Source organism: Halorubrum ejinorense (assembly GCF_055389685.1).
In genome coordinates this window covers 1,173,623-1,185,485 of record NZ_AP043777.1, presented here as the reverse complement: position 1 = coordinate 1,185,485, position 11,863 = coordinate 1,173,623, and the positions used below count along the sequence as shown (strand labels likewise).

11 protein-coding genes are annotated in these 11,863 nt (G+C 70.0%); 5 read left to right on the top strand and 6 right to left on the bottom strand.

Features of this window, described 5'->3' with window-relative positions:
• The first annotated feature begins 1 nt into the window (after nt 1).
• Nucleotides 2-541: a hypothetical protein gene (locus tag ACZ5KW_RS06980; RefSeq protein ID WP_343779943.1), complete on the top strand. Its 540-nt coding sequence runs from the start codon at nt 2-4 to the stop codon at nt 539-541.
• A gap of 27 nt (nt 542-568) precedes the next feature.
• On the opposite strand, the gene ACZ5KW_RS06975 is transcribed toward ACZ5KW_RS06980, so the two are convergent.
• The 3 genes from ACZ5KW_RS06975 to ACZ5KW_RS06965 are packed head-to-tail and all read right to left on the bottom strand — an operon-like array spanning nt 569 to nt 4,394.
• On the bottom strand, nt 569-1,870 hold the full coding sequence (locus ACZ5KW_RS06975) for an oligopeptide/dipeptide ABC transporter ATP-binding protein (RefSeq protein WP_343779940.1): 1,302 nt from the start codon (nt 1,868-1,870) through the stop codon (nt 569-571).
• Nucleotides 1,867-3,192 (bottom strand): ABC transporter ATP-binding protein, encoded by a 1,326-nt coding sequence (locus ACZ5KW_RS06970; RefSeq protein ID WP_343779937.1) that lies wholly within the window; start codon nt 3,190-3,192, stop codon nt 1,867-1,869. The genes ACZ5KW_RS06975 and ACZ5KW_RS06970 overlap by 4 nt, the downstream gene beginning before the upstream one ends.
• A complete protein-coding gene (locus ACZ5KW_RS06965) occupies nt 3,192-4,394 on the bottom strand; it encodes an ABC transporter permease (protein ID WP_343779934.1) in 1,203 nt (400 codons plus the stop codon). The genes ACZ5KW_RS06970 and ACZ5KW_RS06965 overlap by 1 nt, the downstream gene beginning before the upstream one ends.
• A 284-nt stretch (nt 4,395-4,678) precedes the next feature.
• Between ACZ5KW_RS06965 and ACZ5KW_RS06960 the strand changes: the two genes are divergently transcribed.
• Nucleotides 4,679-5,617, top strand: coding sequence for an ABC transporter permease (locus ACZ5KW_RS06960; protein ID WP_464388585.1), 939 nt, complete (start codon nt 4,679-4,681; stop codon nt 5,615-5,617).
• Nucleotides 5,618-5,654: 37 nt separating this feature from the next.
• On the opposite strand, the gene ACZ5KW_RS06955 is transcribed toward ACZ5KW_RS06960, so the two are convergent.
• On the bottom strand, nt 5,655-6,665 hold the full coding sequence (locus ACZ5KW_RS06955; protein ID WP_343779930.1) for a DUF8054 domain-containing protein: 1,011 nt from the start codon (nt 6,663-6,665) through the stop codon (nt 5,655-5,657).
• Between the two features lie 91 nt (nt 6,666-6,756).
• Between ACZ5KW_RS06955 and ACZ5KW_RS06950 the strand changes: the two genes are divergently transcribed.
• Nucleotides 6,757-7,437 (top strand): DUF7384 family protein, encoded by a 681-nt coding sequence (locus tag ACZ5KW_RS06950; RefSeq protein WP_343779927.1) that lies wholly within the window; start codon nt 6,757-6,759, stop codon nt 7,435-7,437.
• Between the two features lie 25 nt (nt 7,438-7,462).
• Nucleotides 7,463-8,452, top strand: coding sequence for an A/G-specific adenine glycosylase (locus ACZ5KW_RS06945; RefSeq protein WP_343779924.1), 990 nt, complete (start codon nt 7,463-7,465; stop codon nt 8,450-8,452).
• A 1-nt stretch (nt 8,453) separates the two neighbouring features.
• On the opposite strand, the gene ACZ5KW_RS06940 is transcribed toward ACZ5KW_RS06945, so the two are convergent.
• Nucleotides 8,454-10,634, bottom strand: coding sequence for a heavy metal translocating P-type ATPase (locus ACZ5KW_RS06940; protein WP_343779922.1), 2,181 nt, complete (start codon nt 10,632-10,634; stop codon nt 8,454-8,456).
• Between the two features lie 135 nt (nt 10,635-10,769).
• Entirely contained in the window at nt 10,770-11,198 is a 429-nt protein-coding gene (locus ACZ5KW_RS06935) for a universal stress protein (protein WP_343779919.1), read from the bottom strand.
• 241 nt (nt 11,199-11,439) lie between these two features.
• Here ACZ5KW_RS06935 and ACZ5KW_RS06930 point away from each other — a divergent pair, with 241 nt between their 5' ends.
• Complete coding sequence (locus ACZ5KW_RS06930; protein WP_343779916.1) at nt 11,440-11,838, top strand: DUF5778 family protein; 399 nt, start codon at nt 11,440-11,442, stop codon at nt 11,836-11,838.
• The last annotated feature ends 25 nt before the right edge of the window (nt 11,839-11,863 follow it).

Here is an 11,863-nt window from a genome sequence, read left to right as displayed (position 1 = left end):
AATGCGTCGCATCTACGAATCGGACGCGCTCCATCGCGATGACGACGAGTCGCACGCCCCGACCGAACGGGATCGGGAGACGGCGCTCCAGTCGCTGCGATCGGTTCCCTCGGGGTCGCTGAGTGACCTCTTCCTGCCCGCGAGTCTCCGGCACCGCTTCATTTCGGTCGAGGTGTCGACGCCGAGCGAGGAGTACGAAGCCGGAGACCTGATCCCGTTCACCGTGACGATGCGCAACCGCCTCCCGATCCCGGTTTCGCTGGCGACGGAGTCCCCGCTGTTGTGGGAGTGGTCCGTCGACGGCGACGTCGAGGCGTCGAGCGTCCCGCTGCGGGACCCGCCGGACGAGCCCGGAGAGTTCAGGTTCGACCGCGGGGAGCGCAAGGAGTTCCGCAAGCGCTGGGACCAGATGTTCCGCGTGGCCGACGCGGAGTGGGAGCCCGCCACGCCCGGCGAGTACACCATCGGCGCCGCGATCAACACCGGCGACGCCGAGGCGAAGGGGCTCTCTGCGGAGACGACCGTCCGGATCGTTCGCTGACGCGCGGTCGGGCCTGCTTCGCGGCGACTATCTCTCGCGGTCCGTCCCGCCGTCCGCGACCGGCGGCGCTTCCGTCGTCGGATCGTGTCGCAGGCACGCGACGGTGCCGCCCGTCTCGCGTTCGACCGCGGTCGGCGACTCCCGCTCACAGCGCGTCGGGAACGCCTCGTCGAGCGTCGCCGCGGCGGCCTCGGCGTCGCCGGCCGCGAGCGACGCGGCAGCCTCCACGACCGCCCGCTCGGCGTCGGGGTCCGCCAGTTCGCCCTCGAGGCCTACGGCCCGTCGAACGTCGGTCGGGGCCACCGCGTCGGCGTCCGTCGTCCCCGGCCCGTCACCCACGGCCTCGGGCGGCAGTTCGTCCGCGCGGACCGCGAAGCGGAACGCGGCGACATCGCGCCACGTCTCGTGAGAGAGGTCGAGGTCGACCGCCGGGATCACGGCCGGACACCGAGGGTGGAAGCGACAGCCGGAGGGCGGGTCGCTCGGCTCCGGAACGGTGTCGGTCAGCGGCCGTCCGAGCCGCCGGTCGGTCGGGTCGAGCGAGGGGATCGACGACCGGAGCACCCGCGTGTACGGATGGTCCGGGTCAGAGAGCACGTCGCGTGCCCTCCCCCGCTCGACGAGTTCTCCGAGGTACATCACCGCGACCCGGTCACAGAACCGCTCGACGACGCCGAGGTCGTGACTGACGAACAGGATCGCAACGTCGAACTCGCGCCGGATCCGGTCGAGGAGGGCGAGGATGTCCGACCGCACCCGCGCGTCGAGCGCGCTCGTCGGCTCGTCGGCGACGATCAGGTCGGGGTTAGTCACCAGCGCGCGGGCGATCGAGATGCGCTGCTTCTCCCCGCCCGAGAACTCGTGCGGGTAGCGGTCGGCGTCGTCCTCGCCGAGTCCCACTCGCTCCAGCACGTCGGCGACGATCGCCTCGCGGCGGACCCGGTTGATCCCGTGGACCCGGAGCGGCTCCGCGACGCTCTCGCCGACGCGCATCCGCGGGTCGAGCGCGTCGTCCGGGTCCTGAACGACGAGCTGCGTGCGCCGCCGGAACGAGCGTTCGGCGTCGCCGGACAGCTCCGAGACCAGGTCTCCGTCGAACTCGACGGTGCCGCCCGTCGGCGTCTCCAGTCCCAGCAGCGTGTGTGCGACCGTCGTCTTCCCGCTACCGGACTCGCCGACCAGCCCGAGGGCCTCTCCCCGTTCGAGCGCGAAGCTCACGCCGTCGACGGCGCGGACGCGGCCGACCTCGCGACGGAGCCAGCCCCGGGTGATCGGGTAGTGCTTCTCGAGGTCGCGCACGACACAGAGCGGGTCCGACTGGCGGCTCATCGGCGGTCACCTCGCTCTGCGGTGTCGCGGTCGGCGTCTCTCCCCCGTCCGTTCCGGTCCCGGCGGTCGCTCGCCGCGAGCGACGCGGCGTGTGCTCGGATCTCGCTCGCGTCGCCGTCTGGCGCGTAGTGGACGCAGGAGGCGACGTGACGGTCGGCCTCGGCGGCCACCGCCCTGAACGAGGGCTGTTCGCCGCCGGCACACGCCTCGACGGCGTACGGACACTCCTTCCGGAAGCGACAGCCGTCAGTCGGAACGTCGCCGCGGGCGACGGACTCGTCGGCGGGAGCGTTTCCGCGGGCGACGGATTCGTCGGCCGGAGTGTTTCCACGGGCGACGGGCTCGTCGGCCGGAGCGTTTCCACGGGCGACGGACTCGTCGGCCGGAGCGTTTCCGCGGCCGTTGTCCGTCGGACTGTTTCCGCGGACGACGTGATCGTCCGCGCTCCGAGCCCTCGCGGGACCCCCGACGCGGCGGTCCGTCCCGTGACTGTCGAACAGCGCCTGCGTGTACGGGTGCGCGGGGTCGGCGAACACCGACTCGACCGGGCCGCGCTCGACGACCGTCCCGCCGTACATCACGACCACGCGGTCGGCCGCGGCGGCGACCACTCTGAGGTCGTGGGTGACGAGCAGTAACCCGGTTCCGCCGTCGCCGAGTTCGCGGAATAGGTCGAGCAGCCGCGCCTGGACCGTCACGTCGACGGCCGTCGTCGGCTCGTCGGCGATGACGAGGTCCGGATCGGCCGCCAGCGCGGTCGCGATGGCGACGCGCTGTTGCATCCCGCCGGAGAACTCGTGGGGGTAGTCGTCGGCCCGGCGGTCGGCCCGCGGGATCCCCACGCGGCGGAGGAGGTCGACGGCGCGCTCGCGGGCGTCGGCCCGCGAGACGTCCTCGTGGATTGCTATCGGCTCGGCGACCTGCTCGCCGACGGTGTACACCGGATCGAGGGCGCGCGACGGGTTCTGGAACACGTGTCCGATCCGCCGTCCCCGAACCGCGCGAAGTTCGCTGTCGGGAACCGAAGAGAGGTCGCGGCCGTCGAAGGCAACCGATCCGCCGACGATTTCCGCCGGCGGTTGGGGAACGATGCCGGTGAGCGACTCGCAGGTGACGCTCTTGCCGCTGCCGGACTCGCCGACGAGACAGACGGTCTCGCCGCTGTCGACGTCGAAGCTCACGCCGTCGACCGCGAACAGCGGACCGTCGTCGGTGTCGATCCGCGTCCGGAGGTCCCGCACCGAGAGGAGCGGGTCCTCTTCGGTGGGCTCGTCGGAAGCGGCGTTCGCCCGCCCTTCGTCCGGCTCTGGGTGCCGGGCCATCAGCGGTCACCCCGCGGGTCGAGCGCGTCGCGGATCCCGTCTCCCAGCGTCTTGAGCGAGAACAGGGTCGCGGTCAGCGCCAGCGCCGGCAGCGTCGAGACCCACCAGACGTCGGCGGCGGGCACGTCGGCGCGGCTCTGTAGCTGGCCGGCGACCGCGGCGTTTGTCGCCTCGCTTATCGTCGACCCCCACGAGTAGGTGCCGAGTTCGTGGAATCCGAGGAAGGCGATCCCCGCCTCGATCAGGACGAAAAGCGCCAGTAGCTGGAAGGCGGCCGGAACGAGCGTGTTCGTGCTGTTCGGGAGAACGTGGCGGCGTGCCACGTCCCACTCGGAGGCGCCGAGGCTCCGCGCGACCAACACGTAGCCGTCCTCGCGGCGCTGGATCACCTCGCTGCGGACCAGTCGCGCGATCCCGCCCCAGCTCAGGAGGCCGAAGGTGGCGAGTAACAACAGGAGCGACGGCCCGTAGTACGTGTAGCCGACGAAGTACAGCAACACCGCGGGGAGACTCAACTGGACGTCGACGTACGCCGACAGCAGGTCGTCGACGCGCCCGCCGCGGAACCCGGCGACGACGCCGACCGCCGCCGCGAGCGGGACGACGAACGCGGCGGCGATCACGAGGAGGTACGCCGCCACGCGAGCGCCCTCGACGAGGAGGAACCCGAGCGGGTGTCCCCGTTCGTTCGTACCGAGGGGGTACTCCCACGATCCGTGACAGACGCTGTCGAAGGGGCCGCCGGTCACGGTGCCCAGACACTCCTGTGGCGGGACCGTGCTCGCGAACCCGACCGGCGGATGGAAGGCGTGTTGAAACCGGATGGAAGAGGCGCCGGCGAGCGGTCCGACTATCCCGACCGCGAGCAGCGCGAGCAGGAACGCCGCGGCCGCCGTCGGGGCCGGGCGCGACCGGAGGAGCGAGAGCCACGAGTCCGGGGAGTCGACGCGTCGCGCGAGCGGGACGAGGCCGTACGCGGCGATCAGGACCGAGGCGGCCGCGAACAGCCAGTCGATCGCGGCCGGCTGCCAGCGGCCGACGAGGAACGGGTCGGCCGACGTTCGGTTGTACGCGTACAGTCCGCCGACGAGGGCGGCGCCGAGGAGCAGCGTCGCTCGCTCGGTTGTCGCGACCGTGCGAGACCGTTCGACGTTGTCCCAGTCGACGTCTTCGAATCGGGGAGGGGAATCGTCCGATCGCATAGAGCGGGGGAACTACGTTCTCATTCGCCGACGACAAGTTAAAACCACCCGCCGCGGCGGCCGGCGTCGACCCCCGAGGGTCCCGAGAACGGTCGCCTCCGGGGAGACGCGTCCGATGGCTCGAACCCGTCCGGTGGCTTGATGTGGATTCGGACGGGTTGTTTCCCCGTGTCGGTCCGCCCCATGCCGCTCCGATGCCCTCCGAAACGGTCGATTTCGGTCGTCGAAACGAGCCGCCCCGCGCCGAACCAGCCGACCTCCCGTCGACGACGAGGTCAGCGGGGATGAACCCGCTCCGGATCCTCGCGAAGCGCGCGCTCATGGGGGTCGCCACCGCGTGGGTCGTCCTCACGGCGGTGTTCGGACTGTTCACCCTCACGCAGGACTGGGTGCTCCAAGGGCAGATCGGGGCCGCCCGGTTCGCCGGGGAGAACGACCCCGAAGTGCTCGCGGAGATCCGCGCGGAGTACTTCGCCGCTCGCGGGTTGGACCGCCCGCTCACGGAGGTGTACGCCGACTATCTGGGCAGGATGGTCACGCTCGAGTGGGGAACGTCGCTGGGCGGTGACGCCGTCTTCCCGCTGGTCACCGACGCGGTCGTCCGGACCGCGACGTACGTCCTCCCGGCCCTCGTGATCGCCGTCGCCGTCGGCGTCGGGGTCGGGACGTACGCGGCGTTGAACCCCGACGGGCGGCTCGCGTCGGGCGGAATCGGCGCGGCGTACCTGCTGTTCGCGCTCCCGAACTTCTGGATCGGCGGACTGCTCTACTCGCGGACGCTCGGCGACTCGACCGCCGCGTCGCCGCTGCTGTACGACCACCTGCTCCCGATCGCGTTCGCCGCCGCGACGCTGCTCGGCGGGTACGTCAGCTACTCGCGGGCGCACTCGCGTGAGTACGCGAGCGCCGACTTCGTCTCGCTCGTCCGGGCCAAGGGCGCCTCGGACCGCCGCGTGGCCGCTCACGTCCTCCGGAACGCGGCGATCCCGTTCTTCTCGATGCTGTTCACCGAGGCGCTCGGGCTCTTGGTGCTCGCGACGTTCGTGATCGAGGTGCTGTTCGGGATCGAGGGGTTCGGCCTGCTGCTTCTGGACGCGGTCGAGAACCGCGACCTCCCCGTCTTGCTCGGCGGTACCGTGGTCATCATCTGGGTCGGCGTGATCGGGAACGTCGTCCAGGACCTCGCGTACGGGTACCTCGATCCGCGGGTCGACATCGGATAGGTCCCGCGAGCTCGACGAGAACAGAAAGAACCAGGACTCAGGGCGTGATACCGGTCGATTCGGCGTCGCGGCTCACTTCCTTCGGGTCCAGTTCGAGGACGTGTTCGCCGCAGTCGTCACACCGGATCGCGACGACCTCGTGAGCCAGACAGCAGGACTCGACGGTGTCGGCCGTCGACACCAGTTCGCCGCCACAGGCCGGACAGGTCTCGTGGAACGACCGGAGCGACTGGAGGATGGAGAGCCGCTGTGCGGACGGCACGTCGAGCCACCGGTCGGTGCGGTCCGCGAGCGCGAGGTGAGAGGCGACGTCGGAGAGGAACGCGGCGTCGCCGGGCCACTTCCGGATGCGCCGCCGGACCGTGATCGCGGGGTACGAGCGCCCCTCGAAGGTCACTTCGTCGGGCTCGACGCCGAACATGGCCGCCAGCGTCTCGCGGTCGACCGCGTCGCGGTCGATGTCTGCGACCGTCTCGGCGACGCGGTCCGCGAACGCGGGCTCGAACGCCAGCTGCTCCGGCCCGTCCGTCTCCTCGACGACGCCGACGTCGAGGAGGAACGAGACCGGGTCCACCGCGTTCTCACGGCGGTTCTCGATCCGCTCGACGGTCTGGAACTCGTACTCGTCGTCGTCGGTTCCGGCGTCTGCGCCCTCATCGTCGCCCGCGGCGGAACGCTCCGACTCGCCGGTCGAACCGGGGGCCTCGTCGTCGCCGACCGCGGTCTCCTCGGTGACGACCGTCGGCTCGCCGCCTTCCCAGCCGTCGCGGGGGCCGTCCGGCGTCTTGCCGAACGCCGCGAGCACCGGCTCCGGGAGGTACCGCTGCGTGAACTCCGGCGTTCCGGGAATCAGGTACCCGCGGTAGTAGATGCTCACCATCGAGGCGGTGAACACCGCGAGCGCCGAGATCGGTCCGAGGACGGCGGCGACGAGCGTCAACACCCCGGCGATGGCGACGTTGAGCACGGTACACGGCACGCATCGGTTCTCGCCGGTGTACTCCGGTCGCTTGAGCCGTTCCAGCAGGGATTCGTCACGAGAGCTCATACCAGCACCTGTGGCCGGAGCGGTAAAAACGGGCGTCATCGCGGTGGTTCGGGCCGCAAGGACGATACGCCCGCGGCGACGACCGACGAGCATGACCTTCGGCGACCTGTTCGACCGCGCGGCCGCGAGCGCCGGCGATCCCGACGAGGCGGCCGTGCGACGCGCGCTCGACGAGGTGCGGTCGGCGCCGACCGAGGACGACGAACCGACCGATGACGACGACCCGACCGAGGACGACGAGCCGACCGGCGACCTCGCCGCCGACCCCCCAGACCCCAGTCCGGCTCGCGTGGTCGCCGACGCCGACGCCCTCGCGGCCGACCTCCTCGTCGGCGGGGCCGCCCGCGAGGGGCTCGACGCGCTGCGCTCGCACGCGTGGACGACGCTGCTCGCGAGCGACCGGCTCCTCGACGACGCGGAGGCGGTGATCGCGGCGCTCTCGGACCCGGAACTGGCGGCCGACTGGCGCGACGCGGCCGAGGCGTGGCGGGAGCCGGTCGCACAGCCGCCGGGCGACCATCCCGCGCTGGCGTCCGCGTACCGGGGCGGCGCGATGCAGATCGTGAGCCTCGACCCCTCGCTGACCGGGCCGGGGGCCGCCGCCGGGCTGCGCGAGCGTCTGCCCGTGAGCGTTCGGGAGCCGCGCGCGTTCGCCGCGGTGTTCGACCCCGCAAAGCTCTACCCGGACGCGGTCGGCGGCGAGTACCCCGGCCCCGACCGCGACCCGCGGACCATGGCGCCGGTCCGCACCGACGAGGAACAGCACCGATAAACCGTCGCCGGCCCGACCGACGAACATGACCGAGCCGGACGGGTCCTCCTCGGATGCCGACGCCGACGGCGCCCCCAGCGAGGGCGACGCCGGCGGCGGGTCGCCCCCCGACGAACCGGAGCTCCCGGACGACGTCGACGCGGTCCGCGAGGCGCTCGTGGCGTGGTACGAGGCCGACCACCGGGCGTTCCCGTGGCGTCGCACCGACGACCCCTACGAGATCCTCGTCAGCGAGGTGATGAGCCAGCAGACGCAGCTCGACCGGGTGGTGTCCGCCTGGGAGGACTTCGTCGACGAGTGGCCGACGACCGCGGCGCTCGCGGGGGCCGACCGGGCCGACGTGGTCGCCTTCTGGTCGGACCACTCGCTGGGGTACAACAACCGCGCGAAGTACCTCCACGAGGCGGCCGGACAGGTCGAGTCCGAGTACGGCGGCGCGTTCCCCCGGACGCCCGACGAACTACAGGAACTGATGGGGGTGGGGCCGTACACCGCCAACGCGGTGGCGTCGTTCGCGTTCAACGACGGGGACGCCGTCGTCGACACCAACGTGAAACGCGTCCTCCACCGCGCGTTCGACGTGCCGGACGACGACGACGCGTTCGCCCGGGTCGCCTCGGCGCTCATGCCGGACGGCGAGTCCCGGGTCTGGAACAACGCGATCATGGAACTCGGCGGCGTCGCCTGCGGGAAGTCCCCGAAGTGCGACGAGGCGGGGTGCCCGTGGCGCGAGTGGTGTCACGCCTACCAGACGGGCGACTTCACCGCGCCCGACGTGCCGGAGCAGCCGAGCTTCGAGGGGAGTCGCCGCCAGTTCCGCGGGCGGATCGTCCGACTGCTCGGCGAGCACGAGGAGATGGCCCTCGACGCGCTCGGCCATCGAATCCGGGTGGACTACGCCCCCGACGGCGAACACGGCCGTGAGTGGCTTCGGGGGCTCCTCTCGGACCTTTCTGCGGACGGCCTCGTCCGAGTCGAGAGCCGGGACGATCAGACGACCGCCCGACTCCGGTAGCTCACTTCCGGTACCCGAGCAACCGAAGCCCGTTCAGCGAGACGAGGACCGTCGATCCCTCGTGGCCGACGACTGCGAGCGGGAGCGGAATTCCCCTGAGGAGGATCGCGCCGACCATGAGCGCGATAGCGCCGAACGCGACGGCGAGGTTGACCGTGAGCGTCCGACGAGCCTTCCGCCCTAATCCGAGGACGTACGAGATCTTGCTGAGGTCGTCGCCCATCAGCACCACGTCGGCGGTTTCGAGCGCGACGTCCGTCCCTGCTCCACCCATCGCAACGCCGAGCGTCGCCGTGGCCAGCGCCGGCGCGTCGTTGACGCCGTCGCCGACCATCGCCACGTGCTCGTGTCTCCTGACCAGCGCTTCGATGGTCGCTACCTTCTCTTCCGGCAGCAGTTCGGCCTGTACTTCGTCGATGCCGACCTCGTCGGCGATCTGCCGTGCGACGCGCTCGTTGTCACCGGTCAACATGACGATGTGCTCGACCCCGAGCGAGCGGAGGTCGTCGATCATCTCGGCGGCGCCCGGTCGAACCGTGTCAGTGAACGCGAGCCAGCCCAACACCGTGGTGTCGCCGCCGCGCGCCCGGGCGACGAGGACGCTCGTTTTTCCCTCCGCCTCCAGTGTTCGGAGTCGGTCGAGACCCGGTTCGATACCGTCGATCGACGCGTCTCCGAGCACGGTCTCGAAGTAACTGCGATTCCCGATGTGGACGGTTCCGTCTCCGACGTCGGCTCGAACCCCCTTTCCGGCGACCGACTGGAACCGCTGTGCGCTCGGCACCTCCAGGGACTGCGCTTCCGCCGCCGTCACGGTCGCGTGAGCGAGATGGTGCTCCGACCGGGCTTGTACCGCGGCCGCGAGCGAGAGCAGGTCGTCGTCGGTCGAGACCCCGCCGGCCGCGCCTTCACGGACGAACACGTCGGTCAACTGCGTGTCGCCCCGCGTGAGCGTCCCCGTCTTGTCGAACGCGACGGCGTCGATGTTCGCGGCCGCCTCGACGTGTTCGCCGCCCTTGAAGAGGACACCCTGTCTGCCGCCGGAGGCGATCGCCGAAAGGACCGCCGCCGGCGTCGAAATGATGACCGCACACGGCGAGGCGGCGACCATCAGCGTCATCGCACGGTAGAACGTGCCGGTGAACTCGCCGCCGAGCGCGAGCGGAATCGCGATCGCCGCGATCGTGAGCGCGAACACGCCGAGGACGTACGGTTGTTCGAGGCGGTCGATGAGGCGCTGGGTCGGGGCCTTCTCGCTTTGGGCGCGTTCGACCATGTCGATGAGACGCGTGATCGCCGACTCGTGGGCCTGCCGCGTGACTTCGATTTCGAGGCTCCCGCTTTCGTTGATCGTCCCGCCGAACACCTCGTCGCCACGTACCTTCGGTACGGGCACCGACTCGCCGGTGAGCGAAGCCTGATCGACTGTCCCCTCGCCGGACGTGACGGTACCGTCGAGCGGGATTCGGTCGCCGGGGCGGACGACGAACACGTCGCCGACCGTGACCTCATCGATGGGGACGGTGACTTCCTGCCCATCGCGTAGTACCTGCGCCTCGTCCGGTCGCATCTCGACGAGGGACTTGATCGCCCGCCGCGAGCGCCCGATCGCGTAATGCTGTAGCGTGTTCGACAGCGAGAACAGGAAGAGGAGCATCGCGCCCTCGAACGGCGCTCCTATCGAGAGCGCACCGAGCGCGGCGATGATCATCAACAGGTCGATGTCGACGGCGCGGTGGCGGAGCGTCTCGATTGCGCCCCTGAGTCCGTACCAGCCGCCGAAGACGTATGCGACGCCGTAGCCGGCCCACAACAGCGGTGTCGGTCCGTTGAGCCACTCCGTCGCTAGGCCGGTCACCATGCCGACGAGAGTCAGGCTGACGAACACTGCCTCCCGCCTGAGTTCCGATCGGGAGCTCCCGTCGTCGGTTGCTGGCTCGGCGTCCGCTCGGACCGCGACGTTACGATCACGGACCGCTTGTCTGAGCGTTTTCTCCGAGGTGGCGCTCTCGTCGTAGGTGATCCGGACGCTTCCCGTCCGAAACGAAACCTCGACGTCGCGGACGCCGGGAGCGGTCCGGAGCCGTCGTTCGAGGGCCCGTGCGCCGGCTTCACCCCGACCGCCTCGACGCTCGATCCGGATCGTACACGTCGACGGCGGGGCCGGTTCAGTTACTGTCACGCGTTCCCTCCCGACGGGTAGCGCGTGTCTCACGAGGGCTGTACGGCGACAAGTCGTTGTCTGGTCGTCTATGGACCGGTATTTTCATCGACAGCGCACCTGTTGTGTTGATACCGCTTCGCCGGTCGAAACGGGTCATCGGACGATCGTCACCGGAATCCGTGCTCGGCGGGTAACGGCCTCGGCGACGCTCCCGAGGATCGCACGGCCGACGCCTGATCGGCCGTGGCTTCCCATGACGATCTGATCGATGTCGTGTTCCTCAGCGTATCTGACGATCTCTCGTGCCGGTTTCCCGACTCCGGTGACAGTCTCGAGTTCGATATCGTGATCTGCTGCGAGAGTTCTGGCAGTCGTCTGGATGGCAGTTGCTCGCTCTTGGGCGTCGTCGTACCACCCTTCGGCGACGGGGAGACCGCCGGACTCGACGTCCGCTATCGAGTCAATCGGGTTGATGACGTACGTCGCGACGATGGTCGCGTTCAGGAAGTTCTCGACAGCGTATGTGAGGGCACGCTCGGAGGGAGGAGATCCGTCGAACGCGACGAGAACGCTGTCAGGCATACGAACGGACTACAGTGTGGGTCGCCATGAGTGCACTGGACACGGAGCGTTTCGTCTCGGTGGTCCACGACGCCGCAGAGAGTAGGAGTCGGTCTCTCCCGCTCGTACTGCGCCGGTGAAGCAGGCGGTCACCGAATCGGACGAAGTGGACCGTGAATTCGCGCTCCGTGTTTGCGGGACCTCGTTCCGGCCCGCCGCGGGAACCGTCACCCGTTTATTACGGGAGCGGGAAAGATCGGGTATGAGCGAGACCGTCGACGCGGACCTGTACGCCCGCACCAAAGCCCTGCTTGAGCCCGGCGACATCGAGCTGGCGGGCTGTATCGTCCACACGGACCTCGACGGCCAACAGGACCTCGAGATGCACGAGCTGACGGTCGCCGCCAACGAGGTCATCGCCGACCACGCGGAGAAGGGCGAGACGTACATCGAAGCGGGCAACGACGACACGGAGTTCGCGTCGAACCAGTTCCAAGGGCTGACCCTCGACGACGAGTCGTTCGTCTGGGAGTGCCAGCAGCTGCTCCGCGACGGCGCCTTCGACCTCGTGTTCTATTACGAGGCGGACGTCGATCAAGAGGCGCTCGCGGACGACCTCGCGGCCCTCGGCAACGTCGACCGCGTGACGCAGGTGCCCTGAGCGGGCCGGACGAGACGCCACCACA